Consider the following 21,055-nt stretch of genomic DNA (forward strand, 5'->3'; position numbering starts at 1 on the left):
CCTGCTCACTCGCGGTCGCGACGGCGGAGGTTCTGGCGGGTGAACTGGGGTTTCGTCCGGATCGAGCGAGGTGCGCGGAACGACCGGAACAGTTGGATCGTCAACAGCGCAGAGAACACCGCCGCGATGACCGACGCATCGGGGGCCTCGAGCGCGTAGAGGACGCCCGTCGAGAACAGCCCCATCGTGAGTAACATGCCGTAGACCAGCCGTTTCGCGAGTTTGTCGAAGACGCCGTTCGAGTCCTCGACGCCGATCCTGACGTAGAGGTCCTCGCGCTCGAGTCGGTCGAGCGTCCGCTCGGCTTTGGGCGTGATCCGGGTGGCGGCAGTGAGCGACTCCCCGAGGTTCGCGCTCGACTCCTCGAGGAACTGGCGGATCGATTCCTCGCGGTAGCCCTCCTCGGTGAGGTAGGCCGTCGCGGTCGCGATGAAGTCGAAGTCGGGGTCGAGGGTGACGCAGACGCCCTCGACGACGGTGGCGACCCGGAGGACGAGCGCGAGGTTCGCAGGCAGGCGGAACGGAAACTCGTAGATCGAGTCTTCGATCTGGCCGACGATCTGCTGGACGCGGTACTGTTCGATGTCCTCGCCGCGGGCGTCGGCGATGGCGAGTTCCATCACGTCGGCCATCACCGCCCGGTCGGCGTCGGGACTCAGGGTCCCGATCTCGATCAGTGCGTCCAGGATGGCGTCGATGTCCTGGTTGGCGATGGCGACGTAGAAGTCGACGATCTTCTCCTGGACGAAGGCGTCGACCCGGCCGCTCATGCCGAAGTCGTAGAAGATGATCCGGCCGTCGTCGGTGACCGCCAGATTTCCGGGGTGGGGGTCGGCGTGGAACACCCCGTCGTCGATGATCATCTGGAGGTACGACCGCTCTAGGTTCTCGGCGATCCGGCGGCGGTCGATGCCGCGCTCGTCGAGCGTCTCGACGTCGTTGATCTTGGTGCCGGCGGCGTACTCCATCGTGAGCACGCGCGAACTCGAGTGGCTCTCGATGACGGCAGGGATGAGAAACCGGTCGTCGTCGGCGAAGTTTCCACGGATCTCACGCAGCATGGTCGCCTCGCGCTCGTAGTCCATCTCCTCGCGGATCGTCTTCGCGAACTCGTCGGCGAGGTTCTCGAGGGAGAAGGCGCGGGCCTCGCCGACGAAGAGCATGAGGATGGGCAGCGACCAGTGAACTACGCGGAGGTCGGCCTCGACGAGCGTCTCGATGTTGGGGCGGCGGATCTTCACGGCGACGTCGGTCTCGTCGACGCGGGCGGTGTAGACCTGGCCGAGACTGGCCCCGGAGATGGCCTCGGTGTCGAACGACTCGAAGCGCTCCTCGAGGGGTCCGAGTTCCTCCTCGAGGACGACCTTCGCCTCGGGCCACGGCGCGGGCGGGACCTCGTCCTGGAGCGCCGAGAGCACCCCGACGTACTCCGGCGGGAGGATATCGGGACGCGTCGAGAGCAGTTGCCCGAGTTTGATGAACGTCGGTCCGAGCGTCAACAGTGACTCGAGGAGACGCTCTGCGCGTGCCCGATGGACCTCACTGCTGACGTGGCGAGGGCGGCCGACGACGAGAAACCGCCGCCGGTCGCGTGCGTAGGCGAGCAACAGCGGGAGAAATTGCCACGCGACGACGACGAACCGTCGGTACGCGCGGAGCGTGAGCAGAGTCACTCACCCCGGCTTAGCCGTCCTCGTCGACGATCTCGATGGTGGTCTCGGTCGCCGAGTCGCGTTTCGGGAGGCGCAGTTCGAGGACGCCGTGGGTGACGGTGGCGTCCGCCTCCTCGTCGTCGGCGTCGTCCGGCAGCGGCAGGTCCGCCTCGACGAACAGCGGCCGGTTCTCCGCGACGTAGCGGTACTCGCCGGAGAGGTCCTTCTCGCGTCTGGCTTCGATCGAGATGCGGCCGTTCTCGACGGTGAGTTCGAGCGAATCGGGCGAGACGCCTGGAACGTCGAGAACGAGGAGGTACGCCTCGTCGCTCTCTAACAGGTCGAAGAATACCCCATCGGGGAGGTTCCGCAACGCGTCACGAAGCGCGGACATGGCTACACGTTCGAACGGCGATACGAAAAAGGCCGCGGTCGCAGACGGCGAGTCGGCCGGGCTCGAGTGGCCGGTCTCACACCAGCAACTGGCCACCCTCACACCTCCAGCCGGCCGGTCTCCGCGGGAGCGCGGCGCTCACGCCAGGAAGACCGTCGCGACTGCGAGGACGACGACACCGGCGAGAATCGAGAGCAGGCCGTACGTCGCCGCCTGGAGACCGAGCGCGCGCTCGCTCCGGTCGGAGACGACGAACGGGTAGCCGAGCAGGCGGTAGCGAAGTCGTTCCCAGCGGCTCTCGGAGAACACCGCCTCGTCCTCGCCGACGACCGCGTTGACCTCCCCGGCGTTTTTCGAGACCGTCGTGTCGTAGCGCGCCGTACCGAGGACGTGGACCTCGGCGCCGACGTCGAGGCGGCGCTCGGAGAAACGCCGGTCGCTCCCCGTCCGCATCTCGAAGAGACCGAAGTCGACCGAACTGTCCTGACAGTCGACGTCCTCGGTGCGCTCGATGTAGCGCCTGATGGCTTCCGGCGGCGTCGTCCCACCGTCGACGCGAATCCGCGCGTCGCGCTCGAGGCGAAACGACGCCAGCGGGGCCTCGATCAGGACCGACCCGGAGTCGTCCTCGAGTCGGAACGGAACGGAGCGGTCGCCGGAGTCGATGGTCCGCCAGGAGGAGCCGTTTTTCGTGCTGTACTCCTCTTCGACCTCGTACTCGTAGGCGAGACACGGCGTGTCGGTAAGCGGCGAGCGGAGGACGCCGGTCGCCGGAGTCGCCTTCCCGCGGAGTTCGACCGGTCCACCCCGGGTCGTCTCGAGCACCGAGTGGGGCGTCGAGCGCAGGACGTGGTTGGCGAGCTGGAGCTCCCGGACGCCGTAGAGCAGACAGACGAGCGCCACCAGCGCGGCCAGAACGAAGAGACCGGCGGCGAGCGGGTTCGTCAGAAACGCGGCCATACCGAGGGGGTGTCGCCCAGGTATCATATACGCACCGACAGCGACCCGGGTCCCCGCACGTTTTTGCCACAGGCCACCTCCTCTCGAGGTATGACCGGGCCAGCACGCGACCGAACCGAGTCGGGGTTCAAAGAACGGACGCGCGTCCGCGCCGCTCGAGACGCACTCCGCGAGACCGTCTCGGCGCTCGAGCCAGCGAGCGCCGACGAGCGGACGGTGCACCTCGACCTCGCGGCGGCCGACGGGCGCGTCCTCGCCGAAGACGTGACGGCAGCGCGGGCCGTCCCCCACTACGACCGCGCGGCGATGGACGGCTACGCCGTCCGCGCCGCCGACACCTTCGGCGCGAGCAGACGCTCACCGGCCGTCCTCGAGGCAGCGCCCGACGGGAGCGACCGGGTCGACGACGCCACCGCAGTGCGCGTCCACACCGGGAGCGAACTCCCCGAGGGGGCGGACGCGGTCGTCATGATCGAACACGTCGAGGAACTGCCACTCGAGCAGGGCGTCGAACTCGAGGTCCACGACGCCGTCGGCGTCGGCGAGAACGTCGCCCCGACCGGCGAGGACGTCGAGGCGGGCCAGCGTCTCTACGAGGCGGGCCACCGGCTTCGCCCCTCAGACCTCGGCCTGTTGCGCTCGGTCGGTCTCGAGCGCGTCCGCGTTCGCGAGCGCCCGACCGTCGGGGTGGTGCCGACGGGTGAGGAACTCGTCGAGCGTGACCCCGCACCCGGCGAGGTGGTCGAGACGAACGCGCTCACCGTCTCGCGGCTGGTCGAGCGCTGGGGCGGCCGGGCGACCTACCGCGAGATCGTCACCGACGACCCCGAGGCGCTGCGGGTGGCGATCCAGCGCGACCTGACGAAAGACGTGGTCGTCACCACCGGTGGCTCCTCGGTCGGCGAGCGCGACCTCCTCCCCGAAGTGATCGACGGCCTGGGCGAGGTGCTCGTCCACGGCGTCGCGCTGAAACCCGGCCACCCGGTCTGTCTCGGTCTCGTCGAGGGGACGCCCGTCCTCGCGCTGCCGGGCTACCCCGTCGCCTGCATCGTCAACGCCGTCCAGTTCCTCCGGCCGCTGCTCGCCTGGCTCGAGGGGACGACCCCCGACCCACACGCGAGCCTCGAGACCCGCCTCGAGCGCAAGATTCCGAGCGAACCCGGCACCCGGACGTTCGCACGCGTCCGTCTCGAGGAGCGCGAGGGTGAGGACGGGTGCCTCGAGCGGGTGGCGGTGCCGACGCGGGCCAGCGGCGCGGGCGTGCTCTCGAGTGTCGCCCTCGCCGACGGCTGGGTCGTCGTCGAGGAGAGCCGCGAAGGGATTCCAGCGGGCGAGACAGTGTGTGTCGAGAACTGGGAGTACTCGGCGTAAGGTCACGGGCTCGAAAGTGCGTGTTCAGAGGACCAGACGCCAGAGCACGTCGACGAGGACGACCGCGCCCGCTGCGAGCGCCGCAGACGGTGGCTCGAGGTCCCGAGCCTCGGTCAGCCCGCCGTACCAGACGGCACCCTGCCAGAGCGAGAGGGCGACGCCGAAGGCGAGCGTGGCCGTGCTGACTGTGGGCGTCTGGAGCCAGTCGACGAGTCCCTCGAGGTCGGGCGGGATGGCTGCGGCCGGGAGGACGAGCGCCAGCGCGACGGCCGCGAGTGCGACGCCGAGGGCGACCGGGAGCAGCCCCCAGGCGGCGACGGCGAAGGTTCGGGTGATCGGTCCGCGCCCGCCGAAGAGCGCGGAGGTGAGGTGGAGACCGACGCCGTAGCAGAGCCAGCCGAAGCCGACGCCGACCGGGATGGCGAACACCAGGCCGGTCCAGGCCTCCCAGAGCAGCGCGCCCTCGCGGCGCTCGAGCGTCTCGGGTTCGTCACAGCGGTCGGTCACGGGTGAGTCGTCGGGGAGGTTCGCACAGTGCCAGTCGGGCGGCCGGTTCGGGTTGTCGACCGTCGTCGTCGCCGTGAGTTCGGCCGCGAACAGCCGACCGATGGCGAGGTACGCCACCGTGAGGACGACGACCGCGACGAGGAGCGCAGCCAGCACCGGGCCGAGCGCGAACGCGCCGGGTCGCTCGCGGAAGAACCGTCGCGGGCGGACGAAGAGGTCGAGGAGGGACATGGGGACTCGTCCGGCCATCGCGCGGCAACACCGATAGGGTTTCTGTTACGTTTGGCGGTCGTGTTTAGTTTGGCAATGGGTGCCGGTTCGTCGGTGGATAGCACCCAGAAAGCCCCGCCGCTTTCAATCCCACCCTGTGGCGGTTGTCCGGTCGGTTTTCGCCTAACTAAACACCACCCGCCGAACCGACCGACGTTTTTACCCGTCCGCTTCGAAGGTGGCGCATGGACCGCAAGGAGTTTCGCGACCTCGCCTCGCCCGACGACGCACGGGCGGCGATTCGCTCGCTCGCACTCGAGGGTGGCATCGACCGGGTCCCGCTCGCAGACGCCCACGGCCGGGTGCTCGTCGCCCGAATCGACGCCGAACTCGACGTGCCGGGATTCGACCGCGCGAGCATGGACGGCTACGCGTTGCGCGCACGGGAGACGTTCGGAGCCGACGAGAGCGACCCCGCCCGCCTGCGGGTCGTCGGCGAGGTACACGCGGGTGACGCGCCACGCCGGGCGCTCGAGGCGGGCGAGGCACTCGAGATTTCGACGGGTGCCGTCATGCCGCCGGGGGCGGACGCGATGGTGCCCGTCGAGCGGACGGACCGCGACGGCGAGGACGTCCTCGTGCGGACGGGACTCGCCCCGGGTGACAACGTGATGTTCGCCGGGGCGGACGTCGCTGCGGGCGAGCGCGCCCTCGGCCCGGGGACGCGGCTGACGCCTCGAGAGATCGGCCTGCTGTCGGCGCTCGGCGTCGAGGAGGTGGCGGTGCGCTCGCGTCCCCGAGTAGGCATCGTCTCGACGGGTGACGAACTGGTCAGGCCGGGCGAGCAGATCGACAGCACGCGCGGCGAGATTTACGACGTGAACAGTTACACGGTCGCCGCAGGCGTCGAGGAAGCGGGCGGCAAGGCGGTGGTCTACCCGCACGCGGGCGACGAGCAGGCGGAGATGGAGCGCGTTCTCAGGGAGGCGGCCGACGAGTGTGATCTCGTGCTCTCGTCGGGGTCGACCAGTGCGAGCGCCGTCGACGTGGTGTATCGCGTGATCGAAGAGCGGGGAGAACTCCTGCTCCACGGCGTCAGCGTCAAACCCGGCAAGCCGATGCTCGTCGGCGAACTCGACGGCTCCGCCTACGTCGGTCTCCCCGGCTACCCGGTGTCGGCGATGATGGTGTTCCGGACGTTCGTCGCCCCGGCGATCAGGGAGGCGGCGGGTCTCCCCGAACCCGAGACGGCGACCGTCACCGGCCGGATGGCGATCGAAGAGCGCTCCGAAGAGGGGCGGCTACGGCTGGCACCGGTAGGCATCCTCGAGCCGGGACCCGACGAGACGAGCGCGGACGGTGAGTTCCTCGTCTACCCCGTCGACAAGGGCAGCGGCGCGACGACCAGCCTCGCCCACGCCGACGGCTTCGTCGAGGTCCACCCCGACACCGCCTACCTCGCCGCGGACGAGCGCGTCACCGTTCGCCTGTTCTCCCCGGCGGTCCGCCCGCCGGCGCTGCTCGGCGTCGGCGACGCGGATCCGACGCTCTCGCGCGCACTCGACGGCGTCGAGGGCGCACGCTACCTCCCGATCGGTGCGCGCCCGGCACTGCGGCGGCTGCGCGAGGGCATCCCGGACGTGGCCGTCGTCGCCGGACCGGCCGAGGGGCGCACGCCCGCGGACGCGACGACGCTCGCCTCGTGGGAGCGCGAGTGGGGACTGCTCGTCCCCGCCGGCAACCCCGACGAAGTCGACGGTCTCGCGTCGCTGCTCGAGGGCGACACCCGCTTCGTGAACGTCCACGCGGACTCGAGTCTCGCCCGCGGACTCGAAACACGGGTGCGGGCGCTGGCCGACGACCGCGGTGAGAGACCGCGAGCGCTCGAGCGAGCGATCGAGGGCTACGACCTGCGACTCCGCGGAATCGAGAGTCCCGCCCGGCGCGTCGCCGCCGGGGAGGCGGACGCGGGGGTCGGACTCCGGGAAACTGCCAGCCACCTCGGCCTGGGGTTCGTCCCGCTCGGTGAACAGCCGGTGCGCGTCCTCGTGAACCCGCCACGCCGGGAGAAGCCGGGCGTAGGCACACTCGAGGAGGCACTCGAGCGGGAACTCGCGTCGAGGTAACGGTACTGATCACCATGACTGTACAGGTTCAGTGACCGTCCTGCGAAGCGGGGTAGCAGTTTTACCGCTGAGTGGTGTACCTCGAGTGATGTCGACGATTGCCGAGTTTCGTCTGCCAGCCGAAGAGACGGCACTGTCGGTCGTCTTCGAGTACGTGCCAACGGCGACCGTCGAACTCGAGCCGTCGGTCTCGAAGACGCTGCCCTGCCTGTGGATCAACGACGTCGACGCCGAGGCGGTCGAAGCCGCACTCGACGACGACCCGACGGTCGACGCGTTCGAACTGCTGGTCGAAGCCGACGGCCGACTGCTCTACGACGTCTCGTTCACCCCCGACGCCCGGGGGTTCTTAGACGACCTCCTCGGCGACGAGGCGTCACTGCTCGAGGCGACGGTCACCAGCGGCGGGTGGCAGGTCCGGATGCGGTTTCGCGACCGCGAGGACCTCTGTCGTGCTCACGACCGCCTCGTCGAGCGAGGGATCAACGCCGACCTCCGGCGGGTGACCGAACTCACCGACGCCTCGAGTCCACACACACGGCTGACGCCACAACAACAGGAGGCGCTGGCGGCGGCGTTCGAACACGGCTACTTCGAGATTCCGCGTCGGATCTCGATGGAGGAACTGGCCGCCGAACTGGGTATCTCCCACCAGGCGCTCTCGGAGCGCCTCCGGCGGGCCTACGAGACGCTCGTCGACGCCGAGTTACAGCCGATGAGCGACCAGCCGAACTAGACCCCTTCTGAGGCGTCGGACGTCGCCGTGTCGCCCTCGCGCATGAGCGACGCCTCCCGGGTCGCCGCCGCGCTCGAGGTGAGGTCCAGTTCGTCGAACGAGCGCACGCGGTAGTCGCCGAGGACACAGCGCCCCCGGCGGTCGTGGCCGATGCGCTCGACGTGAATCGCATCCAGGCCCGCGTTCCACGCCGCGCCCACGTCGTTCGAGCCGTCGCCAGCGAGCACGCCACGGTGGCCGTTACCAACTTCGAAGCCGAGGCTCGAGACCGTCTGCTCGACGGGGTCGGGGTCCGGTTTCCACCCCGTCTCGGCCGTACAGCAGAGGACGACGTCGAACCAGTCGCGGATGTCGAGGTGGTCGATCACCGGGTCCGTCAGAAACTGCTGGCAGTGAGTGACCAGTCCGACGGGCGTCTCGAGGTCGGCGACGAAGCGGGCATCGTCGTGGAGGTAGGTCTGTTCGGCTCTGACCTGCGGGTCCTCTTCGGCGTGAAAGGCATCCCAGAACGCCTCGGCGTCGATTCCCCACTCGCGAAGCTGGTAGTCGCGCGAGCCGGTGAAGCCGTTCCAGATGATCTCGGCCTCCCGGTCGGTGAAGGGCCGACCCAGCCGGTCACCCACCGCGTCGAACACCTCGCGGGTGTACGACCAGTCGACGTCGATCAGCGTCCCGTCGAGGTCGAGCAACCAGAAATCGTACGATGGGACCATGCGTTAGGACAGCTATCTACGGACGACGCGAGTAAGTGCGTTTCGGCCTCTCACACGCGGTGCGATAGGACCAACTGAAACGGGTTACTCGACGACGAGCGACGAGCCCAGATACTTCGAGAGCACCTCGGTCACCGAGTCGGCCTTGAACGCCTCGAGCGACTCGGCAATCTCGGCTTTCAGCGCCTCGAGATACGCCTCGTCGGTGTGCAGCGCTCGGAACGAGACCGCCTCGACGGACAGGCCGAGTTTCTCGCCCAGCAGCCGCCGGGCGTAGGTCTCGTCTGCGACCTCGCCACGCCAGCACAGCTCTCGAAACCGCATCCAGCCCTCCGTCCCCGGCTCCGGGGCCTCGAGTAAACACCGGCGCTCGAGTGTCGGCCGCTCGAGGCGGACCTCGTCGGTAGCTGGCTCGAGACGGATCGTGACCGCGAACGCGTAGTGGGCGTCCATAGCGCGAGTTGGTGCTCGAGAGTGGTGAATGTGGTGTCTGCGGTGGGCGGGGGACTCACCCATCGAAACGCAACAGCCGCAGCCCGATCAGGCTCACGAGGACCGTCGAACCCTCGTGGCCGACCACGGCGACCGGCAACGGAATCCCGGCCGTGAGAATCGCCACCACCATGATCGCGATCGCGCCGAAGGCGATCGAGAAGTTGACGAAGAGCGTCCGCCGCGTCGCCCGACTCAGCGCGAACGCGTAGGGGAGGCGCTCGAGTCGGTCGGACATGAGGACGATGTCCGCGGTCTCGAGTGCCACGTCGGTGCCCGCCCCGCCCATGCCGATGCTGATGTCCGCCGTCGCGAGCGCGGGCGCGTCGTTCACGCCGTCGCCGACCATCGCGACGGACTCGTAGCGCTCCTGGAGCGCCTCGATGTGGGCGACCTTCTCCTCCGGTAAGAGCTGGGCGTAGTACTCGTCGATGCCGAGTTCGTCGGCGATGTACTGGGCGACGCGCTCGTTGTCGCCGGTGAGCATGACGATGCGCTCGATGCCGCGCTCGCGCAGGCTGGCGATCATCTCGGCGGCGTCCGGCCGGATCGTGTCGGTGAACGCAAGCCAGCCGAGGACTGAGAACGCGCCACCGCGCTCGCTCACGACGAGCACGCTCGTCTTCCCGCGCGCCTCCAGCTCGCGGACGGCGTCGAGCCCCGTCTCGAGACCCTCGATCGACTCACCCGCCGTCACCGTCTCGAAGTAGCGCGGATTGCCGATGTGGAGCGTCTGACCCTCGACGGTGGCGTGGACACCCTTGCCGACGACCGCCGAGAAGCCGCTCGCAGACGGAGTCTCGAGACCGCGTTCGGCCGCCGCCTCGACGGTCGCCTCCGCGAGGTGGTGCTCCGAGCGCGACTGGACCGCCGCAGCGAGGCGCAACAGGGCCGTCTCCTCGAGCGGGCGGCCGTCGATACGCGCACCCTCGCGGACGGCGAGGTCGGTCAGCCGGGTGTTGCCCTCGGTCAGCGTCCCCGTCTTGTCGAAGGCGATGGCGTCGACGTTGCCCGCCGTCTCGATGTGCTCGCCGCCTTTGAACAGGACGCCCTGGCGGCCCCCGGCGGAGATCGCAGAGAGCACCGCCGCGGGCGTCGAGATGATGACCGCACAGGGCGAGGCGGCGACCATCAGCGTCATCGCCCGGTAGAACGTCGGCTCGAAGGCGTGGCTCAAGAGCGCGAGCGGGAGGGCGATGGCGACCGCCGTCATCGCGAAGACGCCCAGCACGTAGGGCTGTTCGAAGCGGTCGATCAGCTGCTGGGTCGGCGCTCGCTTGCTCTGGGCCTCCTCGACCATGTGGATGAGCCGCGAGATCGCCGACTCCTCGGCCGCTCGCGTGACCCGAACCTCGAGACTCCCCGTCTCGTTGATCGTCCCGCTGAACACCTCGTCGCCGGGTCCCTTCGCGACCGGCACCGACTCGCCGGTGAGCGAGGCCTGATCGACCGTGCTCTCACCCGATTCGACGACGCCGTCGAGCGGAACTCGAGCACCCGGCCTGACGACGAAGACGTCACCCACCGCAACGTCTTCGACCGGAACGGCCGACTCACCGCCCTCGCCCAGCACCTGCGCCGACTCCGGGCGCATCTCCACGAGCGAGGAGATGGCCGTCCGCGAGCGCCCGATGGCGTACTCCTCGAGCACCCCCGAGAGCGAGAACAGAAACAGCAACATCGCCCCCTCGAACGGCGCGCCGATGTAGAGCGCCCCGAGCGCGGCGATGATCATCAGCAGGTCGATCTCGACCTCCGGCACCCGGAGACTCTGGAGACTCCCCTTCAGTCCGTACCAGCCACCGAAGCCGTAGGCGACCGCATAGCAGGCCCACACCGCCGTGTCGGGAGCGCCGACCCACCCCCCGACCAGCCCCCCGATCATCCCGGCGAACGTGAGCGCGACGAACACCGCCTGTCGGCGGACGACCGGGCGAACCGCCGAGGCACCCGCTCGAGTGTGCGCGCTCGAGAGGAACTCCGTCGTCGTTTTCATGTCCTATGGTGCGTCCAGTGTGCGATAAGCGTTCGGAGGTGAGTGGGTGGCTCGAGGAATACAGTAGGGTCGCGCCACTCCGGTTAATCACTTCCTCGAGTTTCGAGACGGTACCTCGTGTGACCGCCGTGACGATGGTGGGTGGCTCGAGAAACAGCCTCAGAACCGTTCGCGGCCGTCACGGACGTCTTCGACGGCGTCCGTCTCGATCTCGACCGCTAGTTCACGGAGCGCATCACCAAGTGGGATGTCTTCGTCGTCCTCGGGATCACCGGTCAGGAACGCCGTGAAATCGTCAGTGGTCAGGCTCATACTGGCAACTATTGGCGCTGGTCGCAAAAGGTTGTGGTGAGTACGGTCCCTCCTCGTGAACACGAACTGGATATTCTAGAAGCGTTCAGTCACTCAACGGGCGTTCAATTACAATGGGGCGCCAGGGATGTGTCCCAATCGGTGCGCCCATGCCCGTGAACGATCGAATATGAACACGACCGATTCGCGCTCGTATCCATATTCGGCAAATCAATCTTCGCAGCGTGTGTCCCCCAGCCCTGAGGGATTGAGAAGAGCGGAAACCGTGGAGAGGAGAGAAAGCTTGTAATTACTTAGTCTTGAACATATTATAGACGGAAAAGCCACTAAGCCAACAAATGTTTGAAAATAACAGTATAAGAAATACAACTTCTTCTGAAGTTATTTCGTTTGCCGATATAGAATGTTCAATATACAAAAAAATGCAACCGATAATATAACCAGCGATGAGAAAACTTGCAGCAAAATTTCCTGCCTCTTTTGTCTCATTTATAGAAATGCCATGCTGAGGGAGATCTGAAAACATGTAAATGACAATGGAAACTGCAGACATTATTGAAAAGAAGAACAGGTGTAATGGATCAGAACTGATTAGATACAAATAACCAAAGGTTGCCGGTGGAATGAAAAATCCAATATGTCTGTTCTCGACAAATACCTTAGGTATGTGTTCTACATCTCCGATCCTCATAGAGCAAATAACACATAGCATTTGGAATTGAAATAATCAGGGGTATCCGTCGCCACGCGCCGCGGGAGGACGGTATGAGGGTGATAGTCCCGGAAAGTAGTGTTGTCACTCGCCAGGCCGCCCGCTACCCGATGCTCGAGCGGCGTTCCAGACGGTGTGGGAGTGACGTGCGCTCCTCGTCGAGACGAGCACGCACGGCGATCTCCGACGGAACGTCCTCAAGCAGGTAACTCGAGGTCGCACCGCGCCAGATTGCGTGTAGAACGAATAGACCTAAACAGTCTGTTCAGAAAACTACCACATGATGTGGGATCTACTACTCGGGTTCGTCCTGCTCGTCGCTGGCACCTATATCGGATCGACGATGGCGCTCCGTGGGTTTTTCGGGAGAGAATACTACGATCCTCGAACGGGTGAGCCCGTGGGTCGAGACGAAGACTCGAGCGGTGAAACCGATCGTCCGTAACGACCAGCGGTTCTCGGTCCCGTCTGGTGCGGGAGCGCCGTCAGTAGACACGTCGCGAGCGTCCTCGAGCAACTCCTCGGCGTTCGCGCAGACCACCCTGGTTCACTCGGATCAGTGTTAGCCGCACAAGAATTGTGGACTCAACGGAAGACTGTCGCTCGCTTCGCTCGCGCTGCGACTTCCAGGGCTTCAAATCCCGCCTTCGACGACAATTCGCGCGGCTCACGAATGTGTGAGCCGCGCAAGAATTATGGACTCGCCGGGACTGAGCAAACCCGGAGGGTTTGCGAGGTACGGTGAGTCCACGACTGAACGAGCGAAGCGACGTGAAGAAGTGGACTCGCCGGGATTTGAACCCGGGGCCTCTTCCTTGCGAAGGAAGCGATCTACCACTGATCTACGAGCCCTCGAGGGATTGTAGCCGGTATCGCTACTTGTAGCTTGTGTTTCGCCCTAGGGCTGGAGGAGGCGGGCGCGGCCGGCGACCAGCCCGAGGAGGAAGCCGGTGAAGTGGGCGATCAGGGCGACGCCGGGGCGGCCGGTGGCGACGGTGACGAGTCCGGCGAGGACGACGAAGACGATGAGCGTCACCCAGGGGTGGACGGTGAGCCGCGAGGCGACGGTCTCGGTGAGGCGGTTGCCGGTCAGGAGGTAGCCAAAGAGCGCGAAGACGGCGCCGCTGGCACCGAGGACGGGCGTGGCCGTCCCGACGGCCTCCGTGAGCAGGATCTGGGAGAGGCCGGCGAGCGCGCCGGTGACGACGAAGAAGGTGTGAAAGCGCAGGCGGGTGGTCGCGCGGGCGATGGGCCAGCCGAAGACGACGAGGGCGACGCTGTTCGAGAGGAGGTGGCCGACGCCGCCGTGGGCGTAGACGCTCGTGACGACCGTCCACGGGTTGGTCGTGACCGGCGGCGCGAGGACGAACAGCATGCCCATCAGCCCGACGAGTTCGGTGAGAAACTGGGCGACGAAGACGAGGACGAAGACGACGAGCGTCTCGAGGATCGGACTCGCACTCGAGTCGGACGTCGAGCCTCGAGTGTCACCCGGAGACGAGCGGAGCATGGCCGGAACAACGGCCGGAGGCTACAAAAGCGCTCACACTCGCGCGGGCGGTGGCTCACGGGGTGAGCGGCGAGAAAATCGAGGTCGGAGTCGCAAATAGACGGGTCGGTGTGACCGATCAGCCGGAGATCGCTCGAGCGGGAAACTCCGGCTGAGGAATCACGAGGGACCGTCTCAGTCCTCGAGGACGATCTCGATAGAGACGTCGTTCGGTACCTGAATGCGCATGAGCTGGCGGAGTGCGCGTTCGTCGGCGTCCAGATCGATCAGACGCTTGTGGACGCGCATTTCCCAGTGCTCCCACGTCGCCGTTCCTTCGCCGTCGGGCGATTTGCGTGCTGGCACCTCGAGCGTCTTCGTCGGCAGCGGGATCGGGCCGCTGAGGTTGACGCCGGTGTTGTTGGCGATCTCGCGGACGTCACTACAGATGTCGTCTAAGTCCTGTGGGCTGGTGCCCGCGAGTCGAACGCGTGCCTGTTGCATCGATTATTTCTCGTTGACGCTCAGGACCTTGCCGGCGGCGATGGTCTGACCCATGTCGCGGATGGCGAAGCTCCCGAGTTCGGGAATCTCACTGGATGGCTCGATGCTGAGTGGCTTCTGCGGTCGGATGGTGACGACAGCGGCGTCGCCCGACTGGATGAAGTCGGGGTTCTCCTCTGCGACCTCACCCGTCGCGGGGTCCATCTTCTGGTCGATGGACTCGACCGTACAGGCGACCTGTGCGGTGTGGGCGTGGAAGACCGGCGTGTACCCGGCGGTGATGACCGAGGGGTGCTGCATGACGACGATCTGTGCCTGGAAGGTGTCGGCGACCGATGGTGGGTCGTCGGCGGGACCACAGACGTCACCACGGCGGATGTCGTCTTTGCCGATGCCGCGGACGTTGAATCCGACGTTGTCACCGGGACCGGCTTCTGGCACTTCCTCGTGGTGCATCTCGATCGTCTTGACCTCGCCGCCCACGTCGCTGGGCTGGAAGGAGACGTTGTCGCCGATGTTCATGACACCGGTCTCGAGTCGGCCGACGGGGACGGTCCCGATGCCGGAGATGGTGTAGACGTCCTGGATGGGGAGGCGCAGCGGCGCTTCCGTCGGTGGCTCGTTCTCCGGGAGGTCGTCGAGTGCCTCGAGGAGGGTGCGGCCGCCGTACCAGTCGGTGTTGTCGGAGGCTTCGGCGATGTTGTCGCCTTCGAACGCCGAGATGGGGATGAACGAGTCGTCGCTGACCTGGAAGTTGACCTGCCCGAGCAGCTGGTTGACTTCGGCGACGACGTCGTTGAACGAGTCCTCGGAGTAGTCGACGACGTCCATCTTGTTGATGCCGATGATGAGTTCGTTGATGCCGAGGGTGCGAGCCAGGAAGACGTGCTCCTGGGTCTGCGGGGCGACACCGTCGTCTGCGGCGACGACGAGGACGGCGTTGTCCGCCTGGGAGGCGCCCGTGATCATGTTCTTGACGAAGTCACGGTGACCAGGACAGTCGACGATGGTGAAGTAGTACTTGTCCGTGTCGAACTCCTGGTGGGCGATGTCGATGGTCACACCGCGCTCTCGCTCCTCTGCGAGGTTGTCCATGACGTAGGCGAACTCGAAGCCACCCTTGCCCTTCTCTTCTGCTTCCTGTCGGTGCTGTTCGATGACGTGCTCGGGTACGCTCCCCGTCTCGAAGAGGAGTCGCCCGACCAGCGTACTCTTCCCGTGGTCAACGTGGCCGATGATGGCCAGGTTCTGGTGCGGTTTGTCACTCATTGTTGTAGCTCACGCGCAGAGGCGCTTATATCGGTTTTGTTTGGCAGTAGCGGTTAAAACCATTTCGAAAGCGCGTTTCGGCCACCCCCACGCCGTCTATCGGTTTGCGTGTTATTCACACGGACGACGATGTCGGTTTCGCGAATCGCGGTCCCGTGACCGGAGATCGAGCGGCCGACTCGAGCAGGCGGTGAGCGACCGTCAGCGGAGCGGGAGACGGCCCACGTCGGAGAGGACGGCCGTAGCGGTCTCCGGTCCACCGGCACCGCGGCCGCTGTTGTGGAGGCTGCCGGCGTTTTTCGTCTCGATCTGGACGATGTTTCGCGTGCCGGTGACGGCGAGCGCGCCGTTCTCGGGGACGAGGCGAGGACCGACGCGGACGCCCTCGCGAGTGGCCTCGCCGATGAGTCGGATCGTCAGGCCGTCCTCGGCGGCGAGGTCGAGCGCGCTGCCCGGAATGTCCTGGATGCCGGTCACCTCGGCGTCGTCGAGCGAGAAACCGCCGTCGGCGAGGACGTTCGCCAAGATGACGAACTTGAGCGCGGCGTCGGTGCCGTCGACGTCGAAGGTCGGGTCGGCTTCGGCGACACCCAGGTCCTGGGCCTCGGCGAGGACGTGTTCGTAGCCGAGTCCCTCGGCGGCCATGCGCGTGAGGATGAAGTTCGCGGTACCGTTCAAGACGCCGCGGACCGCGCTCACCGACTGGGGCGTACAGTCTTCGATCGTCGAGCAGACCGGAATCGCGCCGCCGACGGTCGCCTCGAAGCGGATCGATCCCGCGCTCTCGGTCTCGAGCGCGCGCAGCTCCTCGTAGCGTTCGGCGACGGGACCCTTGTTCGCGAGGACGACGTGGCGGTCGTCGGCGAGCGCGCGTTCGACGTGGGAGAAGCCGGGCTGGGCCTCGCCGAGCGTCGTCGGCGTCGCCTCGATCAGCACGTCGTAGTCGGTCTCGAAGACGTCCTCGGGGTCGCTGGCACCGAGGGCGTCGCCGCCGTCTTTCCGTCCGAGCGCCGCGTCGACGGCGATGCCGTCTGGGTCGACGACGGCGCTACTCGAGTCGGCGAGTGCGACGACCTCGTGGCCGTACTCGGGGGCGAGGTCGGCAACCGAGCGCCCGACCGCGCCCGCACCGAGGATAGCGAGACGCATCAGGTCTCACCTCCGGGCAACGGTTCGACGACACAGAACTCCTTGGCGTCGGCGATCTCGCGGACCGTCGCCAGCGCGTCCTCGGCGCGGCCGGTGTTGACCGCGAGTCTGACGCGCGCACTCGAGACGGCGTCCATGCCCTCGGGGGCGGCCAGCGAGAGGTCGATCACCGAGGTGTGCGGGCTGTCTTCGATCGCAGAGAGGGTATCGGAGAGGTCGGTCTCGACGAGGTGGCCAACGAGGACGACGTTGACTTCCTCGCCGTAGCGGTTCGCACCGGCCTGGACGACGTTGACACCCGCCTCGCGGAGGGCGTCGACGATGCCCTCGAAGCGGTCGGGGGGACACTCGATGTCGACTTCGACCGGGATGTGTCCGCGCGGGGTGATGTTCCCGCGCTCGTGGTGGATACTCAAGAGGTTCGCGCCGCGTTCGGCGATCGGCTCGAGCGTCCGGAGCAACTCGCCGGGTTCGTCGACGAGCTCGAGGCGGACGGTGTGGGCCTGGAGACCGCCGTCGGTCTCCGGCTCGTCGTCCTCGGCTGGCTCCTCGTGGCTGTCTGCGCGGTCACTCATCGCCGATCACTCGCGTCTGCACTCGCGAACGTCCAGTCGCCGTCATTGCACGGAGTGTGCACCGGAGCGATAAAAAGCGTACAGGCGTTCCCAAAACTGGCCATCGTCCACATCTCCATCGCCCGAGGCAGGAAAAGACATCGATTCGCTCGCCCGCAGGACTAGTTCGACCGCAGTGGACCCCAGTCACCGCGGCCGCCCTCGGTGCGGTCGATACCCATGATCGGTTCGCCGCCTTCGGGCCCGCCGAGGCTCTCGCGCGGGTCGGGCACGCGCACGATGACTTCGTTGACCTCTTCCCACTGGAGCAGCGCCGCCTCGATGTTCGCGGTCGTGATGTCGCTGACGCCACAGCCGCTACAGCCACCGCCGAGTTCGATCACGACGACGCCGGTGTCCGGATCGGCCTCGCGGACGGCGCTCGTCCCGCCGTGCATCTGGATGATCGGCATCTCGCGGGCGAGCCACTTCTCGACGCGCTCCTGTAACGACGCCTGCCCTGCCTCGGAATCACTCATACGCGTGAGTAGAACCCCGATCACCGAAAGAGTTGGGGTTCAGGCCTCGAGCATGGCGTGTACGACCGTTACAGAGGATCCGGGCGAGAGTCGAGACGGCCGCTCAGCGCCCCTGGTCGTCCGCCGCCCGCCGACGGCGCTGCCACTCGAGGGCGAGTGCACCACCGGCGACGCCAGCACCGGCCGTGAAGCCCGGCACCGCGTCCGCTCCGCCGCCGTCGCCCGCACCGGTGCTGGCGTTCGCGTTTCCGTGGTCGGGTGCCGGCGAATCCGAGCGGGAGTCGTCGGTCCCGCTCGAGGCGTCGTCCGTCTCGCCGCCGAACTCGACGCCGGTCTGTGCGTCGGCCATCGACGGCTGGTCGGCCTGCGTGCCGTCCTCGATGGGGAAGACGTAGAGACCGCCGACGGCCGGTGCGTTCGGGACGAGCGGCGTACTGCTGGCGACGAACGTCTCGGCGCCGGCGACGCGCGCGGTCCAGAACGCCGCCGTGTCGGGGTCGCGCCAGGAGGCGCGCTCGAGTGGCTGGCCGGGGTCGCTCACGTCGTGGACCGTGACGCCGCCGCGGTACCAGGAGGCGACGAGCGTCTCGTCGCGAAGCTCGAAGTTGTGTGCAGTCGTCCAGAGACCGGCGTTGTAGGAGGCGTCGGGCGTCTCCGGCGGCTCGACCGTCGAGCGGTAGACGGGATCGGTCGGATCAGTGACGTCGTAGAGGTCGATGCCGCCCGCGCCGTCGGGGTCGCCCGCGTCTGCAGCCCAGCTTTCGCGGCCGATGGCGAGCAGCCCCCCGGTGTCGTCGACCGCCGAGTAGTGGTCGTTCCCCGGCAGGGTCTGCTGGGTCTCGGTGATCTCGCCCGGGCCGACCGCGAGCAGGTCGTCGACGTCGACCGGGTCGACCTGTGCGAGGACGGCCGGTGCCGTCGGGTCGCTCACGTCGAGGAGGACCGTTCCGGCGTTCCAGTGGGCGAGGACGGCGAGGTCCTCGTGGACGAACACGTCGTGGAGGTACCACAGCAGCCAGTGGACGTCACCCCAGCGCTCGTCGATCTCGAGCAGCGACCACCGGCCCACCACCTCGGTCTCGCCGGAGACGTCACAGATGACGAGTTCGTTCGGGCCGTCGACGCCGTCGCCCCCCGGATTGGTGACGAGGTAGCACAGATCGTCCGCGAGAAAACAGTTGTGGAGGTGGACACCGATCTCGGAGGGGTCGCCGACGAGCGTCGGGTCGGCCGGGTCGGCCACGTCGTAGACGAGCAGGCCGTGGAACTCGTCGGCCGAGGCCGGATTCGCCGGACCGACGACGGCGAGACGGTCGCCGCTCACCTTCACGTCGAGAATCTCCGTGACCGGGTCGTATCCAGTCTCGGCGAGCAAATCGCGCTCGTCGGCGAGCAGCGTCGGCGCTGCGGGATCACGCACGTCGACGGTCGCGAAACCATCGTAGGTCGCCACGTAGACCGTCTCACCGTCGTCACCGACGACCGCCTCCGCGGCCCCCTCGAGTGCGAGCGCCCCCAGTGGCTCGTAGGAGTCGGCGGGCGGGTCCGACTCGAGGAGGTCGTCGTCGGTGACGCCCGCGCCGAGGGCGGCCGCGTGGTCGTGAGTCGCACACGCGAGGGCGGGACTCGAGAGGACACCGAGTGCGCCGACGGCACCGACACCAGTTCGGAGGAACGCTCGGCGTCGCATGGCTAGCCTCGCGCTCGAGTGAATAAGAGTTCGTCGCCCGATTCAGGCGCGAAGCAGTCTGCGGTCGCCGGTGCCTTCGGTGAGCGCGCTCGCGAGCGCGCCCTCGACGCCGACGTCGTCGCCGAGACCGGTGAGCGTGATCTCGGGGACGTTCGACATGACCATGTCGGCGACGCGCTCGCGGATCGGGTCGACGACGAGTTCGGGGTTGTTGAGCGCGACCGCGCCGCCGATGGAGATGACGATGGGGGCGAAGGCGTGGACGAGGTTCGCGACGCCGATGGCGTTCCAGTGGGCGACCTGCTCGATGGTGTAGTCGGCGAGTTCGTCCGTCCCGGCGAGGTCGAAGACGTCCTTCGCCGAGAGGTCGGGGTCCTCGAGCGGGAGCGCCGTCACCAGCGTGGGGTCGTCTTCGGCGAGGAGGCGGGCGTACTCGGGGATGTTGTTCCCCGAGCAGTAGGCCTCCCAGTGGCCCTCGAGTCCACAGCCACAGGTCATCAGGCCCGTCGGGTCGACGACGTAGTGGCCGACCTCGCCGGCGTTGCCGTCCCACCCATCGAGTATCTCGCCGTCACAGCAGACGCCAGCGCCGATGCCCGAGGAGATGGTGAGGTAGACCATGTCGTCGGGGTTGCGGTCGGAGTGAAAGCGCTCGCCGATGACGGCGGCGTTGGTGTCGTTGTGTAAGTAGACCTGTTCGGAGTCGATGAGGTTCTCGACGGGACCGGTCAGGGGGATGCGGTCGACCGTATCGGGGAGGTTGGCCGGGTTGATCACCTCGCCCGCCGCGAGGTCGAACGGCCCGAACGAGCCGATGCCGGCGGCTTCGACCGCCTCGGGAGCGACGCCCGCGTCGGCCGCCGCACCGCGCAGCGTCGCTAACACCGCCTCCGTGACGTCGATTCCAGTCGGTCCGTTCGGCGTTCCGTTTCGGCTCACGCCGATGATCGTTCCGTCGTCCTCGGCGACGACGGCGCGAACGTTCGTCGCCCCGAGATCGACACCCGCGTAGTAGACCATCCGTGAGGTACTGATACAGGCCCCAGCATTTAACTGCACACATCTTTTCGCAGAATTGAGTCTCGAGTCGACAGGTTGCGTGGTCTGTGGTACCACCGAACACATGGTGGATGGGAGACGGACTCACACGAGCGAAGGATGCGGTCACACGAACGAAGTCACTCGCCGCGGACGAACGTCACCGGACACGGAGCCGAGAGGAGCACTTCCTGGGCGGTGCTACCGAACACCGCCTTTCCGGCGGGAGAGCGCCGTCGGCCGCCGACGACGACCCGGTCGGCGCCGACCGCGGTCGCGACCTCGACGATGGATGCGCCGTGGTCGCCGACCGCGCCGTGAACCTCGTGGTCGACGCCCTCGTCGTCCAGTACGGCGACGAGCGCGCGAATCGTCGCGTGGCGGTCTGCGACCTCGTCCGGGTCGACCTCGTCGACCTCGAGGTCGAAGTCGAGTCGGGCGAGCACCTCGTCGTACTCCGCCTGGGTGAACACGTGCGCGAGGTGGACGGTCGCGCCTGCCGGTTCCGCCACCTCGACGACCGCCTCCGCCAGGTCGTCGGTGCGCGTCGCATCCCCGGGACCGACGGCCAGCAGGATCGTCTCGAGTGCCATCTGTCACTCTCCCTCACCCAGACCCATAATAGTATCCGGCGGTGGCGAC

Annotated in this window: 20 protein-coding genes and 1 tRNA gene; 3 read left to right on the forward strand and 18 right to left on the reverse strand. The window is 67.1% G+C overall.

The genetic code is table 11. From position 1 onward, the window contains the following. Positions 1-5 precede the first annotated feature (5 nt). The 3 genes from N0B15_RS01705 to N0B15_RS01715 form a co-directional block, all read right to left on the reverse strand. The gene (locus tag N0B15_RS01705) at positions 6-1,667 is read right to left on the reverse strand and encodes an ABC1 kinase family protein (RefSeq protein WP_425494205.1); all 1,662 of its coding nucleotides are present in this window, start codon (positions 1,665-1,667) and stop codon (positions 6-8) included. Between the two features lie 16 nt (positions 1,668-1,683). Next, positions 1,684-2,046, reverse strand: coding sequence for an Hsp20/alpha crystallin family protein (locus tag N0B15_RS01710; protein ID WP_263017593.1), 363 nt, complete (start codon positions 2,044-2,046; stop codon positions 1,684-1,686). A 138-nt stretch (positions 2,047-2,184) separates the two neighbouring features. Further along, positions 2,185-3,006, reverse strand: a complete 822-nt coding sequence (locus N0B15_RS01715; RefSeq protein WP_263017594.1) for a GIDE domain-containing protein — start codon at positions 3,004-3,006, stop codon at positions 2,185-2,187. A 90-nt stretch (positions 3,007-3,096) separates the two neighbouring features. On the opposite strand from N0B15_RS01715, the gene N0B15_RS01720 reads away from it, so the two are divergent. After that, positions 3,097-4,377, forward strand: coding sequence for a molybdopterin molybdotransferase MoeA (locus tag N0B15_RS01720; protein WP_263017595.1), 1,281 nt, complete (start codon positions 3,097-3,099; stop codon positions 4,375-4,377). Positions 4,378-4,401: 24 nt separating this feature from the next. Here the strand turns inward: N0B15_RS01720 and N0B15_RS01725 are convergent, their stop codons facing one another. After that, positions 4,402-5,115, reverse strand: a complete 714-nt coding sequence (locus N0B15_RS01725) for a YIP1 family protein (protein WP_263017596.1) — start codon at positions 5,113-5,115, stop codon at positions 4,402-4,404. Between the two features lie 224 nt (positions 5,116-5,339). On the opposite strand from N0B15_RS01725, the gene N0B15_RS01730 reads away from it, so the two are divergent. Beyond that, positions 5,340-7,220 (forward strand): molybdopterin biosynthesis protein, encoded by a 1,881-nt coding sequence (locus N0B15_RS01730; protein ID WP_263017597.1) that lies wholly within the window; start codon positions 5,340-5,342, stop codon positions 7,218-7,220. Positions 7,221-7,308: 88 nt separating this feature from the next. Further along, positions 7,309-7,956 (forward strand): helix-turn-helix domain-containing protein, encoded by a 648-nt coding sequence (locus tag N0B15_RS01735; protein ID WP_263017598.1) that lies wholly within the window; start codon positions 7,309-7,311, stop codon positions 7,954-7,956. Here the strand turns inward: N0B15_RS01735 and N0B15_RS01740 are convergent. From N0B15_RS01740 to N0B15_RS01805, 14 genes are all read right to left on the reverse strand, one after another. Beyond that, complete coding sequence (locus tag N0B15_RS01740) at positions 7,953-8,669, reverse strand: HAD family hydrolase (protein ID WP_263017600.1); 717 nt, start codon at positions 8,667-8,669, stop codon at positions 7,953-7,955. The two genes, N0B15_RS01735 and N0B15_RS01740, sit on opposite strands and share 4 nt — an antisense overlap. Positions 8,670-8,753: 84 nt before the next feature. Continuing rightward, positions 8,754-9,122, reverse strand: coding sequence for an LWR-salt protein (lwrS, locus tag N0B15_RS01745; protein WP_263017602.1), 369 nt, complete (start codon positions 9,120-9,122; stop codon positions 8,754-8,756). 55 nt (positions 9,123-9,177) lie between these two features. Next, complete coding sequence (locus N0B15_RS01750; protein ID WP_263017604.1) at positions 9,178-11,157, reverse strand: heavy metal translocating P-type ATPase; 1,980 nt, start codon at positions 11,155-11,157, stop codon at positions 9,178-9,180. Positions 11,158-11,316: 159 nt separating this feature from the next. Continuing rightward, complete coding sequence (locus N0B15_RS01755) at positions 11,317-11,469, reverse strand: hypothetical protein (RefSeq protein ID WP_263017606.1); 153 nt, start codon at positions 11,467-11,469, stop codon at positions 11,317-11,319. A gap of 1,492 nt (positions 11,470-12,961) precedes the next feature. Further along, positions 12,962-13,033 (reverse strand) — tRNA-Ala (locus tag N0B15_RS01760). Positions 13,034-13,079: 46 nt separating this feature from the next. Beyond that, positions 13,080-13,691 (reverse strand): rhomboid family intramembrane serine protease, encoded by a 612-nt coding sequence (locus N0B15_RS01765; RefSeq protein ID WP_263017608.1) that lies wholly within the window; start codon positions 13,689-13,691, stop codon positions 13,080-13,082. 174 nt (positions 13,692-13,865) lie between these two features. After that, positions 13,866-14,174 carry a 30S ribosomal protein S10 gene (gene rpsJ, locus N0B15_RS01770; protein WP_263017610.1) on the reverse strand — a complete coding sequence of 103 codons (309 nt, stop codon included), beginning with the start codon at positions 14,172-14,174 and terminating at the stop codon, positions 13,866-13,868. 3 nt (positions 14,175-14,177) lie between these two features. Next, a complete protein-coding gene (gene tuf / locus N0B15_RS01775) occupies positions 14,178-15,443 on the reverse strand; it encodes a translation elongation factor EF-1 subunit alpha (RefSeq protein ID WP_263017612.1) in 1,266 nt (421 codons plus the stop codon). 201 nt (positions 15,444-15,644) lie between these two features. Continuing rightward, a complete protein-coding gene (locus N0B15_RS01780) occupies positions 15,645-16,592 on the reverse strand; it encodes a homoserine dehydrogenase (RefSeq protein WP_263017614.1) in 948 nt (315 codons plus the stop codon). After that, on the reverse strand, positions 16,592-17,167 hold the full coding sequence (locus tag N0B15_RS01785; protein WP_263017615.1) for an amino acid-binding protein: 576 nt from the start codon (positions 17,165-17,167) through the stop codon (positions 16,592-16,594). Before N0B15_RS01785 ends, N0B15_RS01780 begins: the two co-directional genes overlap by 1 nt. Before the next feature lie 161 nt (positions 17,168-17,328). After that, positions 17,329-17,685, reverse strand: coding sequence for a NifU family protein (locus N0B15_RS01790; RefSeq protein WP_263017616.1), 357 nt, complete (start codon positions 17,683-17,685; stop codon positions 17,329-17,331). A gap of 103 nt (positions 17,686-17,788) precedes the next feature. Next, positions 17,789-19,375 (reverse strand): LVIVD repeat-containing protein, encoded by a 1,587-nt coding sequence (locus N0B15_RS01795; protein ID WP_263017618.1) that lies wholly within the window; start codon positions 19,373-19,375, stop codon positions 17,789-17,791. A 42-nt stretch (positions 19,376-19,417) separates the two neighbouring features. Beyond that, the gene (locus N0B15_RS01800; RefSeq protein WP_263017620.1) at positions 19,418-20,395 is read right to left on the reverse strand and encodes an ROK family protein; all 978 of its coding nucleotides are present in this window, start codon (positions 20,393-20,395) and stop codon (positions 19,418-19,420) included. A gap of 158 nt (positions 20,396-20,553) precedes the next feature. Continuing rightward, positions 20,554-21,006 carry a universal stress protein gene (locus tag N0B15_RS01805; RefSeq protein ID WP_263017622.1) on the reverse strand — a complete coding sequence of 151 codons (453 nt, stop codon included), beginning with the start codon at positions 21,004-21,006 and terminating at the stop codon, positions 20,554-20,556. Positions 21,007-21,055 lie beyond the last annotated feature (49 nt).

Origin of the sequence: Natronobiforma cellulositropha (assembly GCF_025629245.1) — an archaeon.
Classification (GTDB): domain Archaea; phylum Halobacteriota; class Halobacteria; order Halobacteriales; family Natrialbaceae; genus Natronobiforma; species Natronobiforma cellulositropha.

Excerpts from the sequence above, each read along its gene's own strand:
- N0B15_RS01785 (WP_263017615.1), bottom strand. The coding sequence starts at position 17,167 with ATGAGTGACCGCGCAGACAGCCACGAGGAGCCAGCCGAGGACGACGAG.
- N0B15_RS01790 (WP_263017616.1), bottom strand. The coding sequence starts at position 17,685 with ATGAGTGATTCCGAGGCAGGGCAGGCGTCGTTACAGGAGCGCGTCGAG.
- N0B15_RS01725 (WP_263017596.1), bottom strand. The coding sequence starts at position 5,115 with ATGTCCCTCCTCGACCTCTTCGTCCGCCCGCGACGGTTCTTCCGCGAG.
- N0B15_RS01795 (WP_263017618.1), bottom strand. The coding sequence starts at position 19,375 with ATGCGACGCCGAGCGTTCCTCCGAACTGGTGTCGGTGCCGTCGGCGCA.
- tuf (WP_263017612.1), bottom strand. The coding sequence starts at position 15,443 with ATGAGTGACAAACCGCACCAGAACCTGGCCATCATCGGCCACGTTGAC.
- N0B15_RS01805 (WP_263017622.1), bottom strand. The coding sequence starts at position 21,006 with ATGGCACTCGAGACGATCCTGCTGGCCGTCGGTCCCGGGGATGCGACG.
- N0B15_RS01750 (WP_263017604.1), bottom strand. The coding sequence starts at position 11,157 with ATGAAAACGACGACGGAGTTCCTCTCGAGCGCGCACACTCGAGCGGGT.
- N0B15_RS01710 (WP_263017593.1), bottom strand. The coding sequence starts at position 2,046 with ATGTCCGCGCTTCGTGACGCGTTGCGGAACCTCCCCGATGGGGTATTC.
- N0B15_RS01740 (WP_263017600.1), bottom strand. The coding sequence starts at position 8,669 with ATGGTCCCATCGTACGATTTCTGGTTGCTCGACCTCGACGGGACGCTG.
- N0B15_RS01755 (WP_263017606.1), bottom strand. The coding sequence starts at position 11,469 with ATGAGCCTGACCACTGACGATTTCACGGCGTTCCTGACCGGTGATCCC.
- rpsJ (WP_263017610.1), bottom strand. The coding sequence starts at position 14,174 with ATGCAACAGGCACGCGTTCGACTCGCGGGCACCAGCCCACAGGACTTA.
- lwrS (WP_263017602.1), bottom strand. The coding sequence starts at position 9,122 with ATGGACGCCCACTACGCGTTCGCGGTCACGATCCGTCTCGAGCCAGCT.
- N0B15_RS01720 (WP_263017595.1), top strand. The coding sequence starts at position 3,097 with ATGACCGGGCCAGCACGCGACCGAACCGAGTCGGGGTTCAAAGAACGG.
- N0B15_RS01730 (WP_263017597.1), top strand. The coding sequence starts at position 5,340 with ATGGACCGCAAGGAGTTTCGCGACCTCGCCTCGCCCGACGACGCACGG.
- N0B15_RS01800 (WP_263017620.1), bottom strand. The coding sequence starts at position 20,395 with ATGGTCTACTACGCGGGTGTCGATCTCGGGGCGACGAACGTTCGCGCC.
- N0B15_RS01765 (WP_263017608.1), bottom strand. The coding sequence starts at position 13,691 with ATGCTCCGCTCGTCTCCGGGTGACACTCGAGGCTCGACGTCCGACTCG.
- N0B15_RS01735 (WP_263017598.1), top strand. The coding sequence starts at position 7,309 with ATGTCGACGATTGCCGAGTTTCGTCTGCCAGCCGAAGAGACGGCACTG.
- N0B15_RS01715 (WP_263017594.1), bottom strand. The coding sequence starts at position 3,006 with ATGGCCGCGTTTCTGACGAACCCGCTCGCCGCCGGTCTCTTCGTTCTG.
- N0B15_RS01780 (WP_263017614.1), bottom strand. The coding sequence starts at position 16,592 with ATGCGTCTCGCTATCCTCGGTGCGGGCGCGGTCGGGCGCTCGGTTGCC.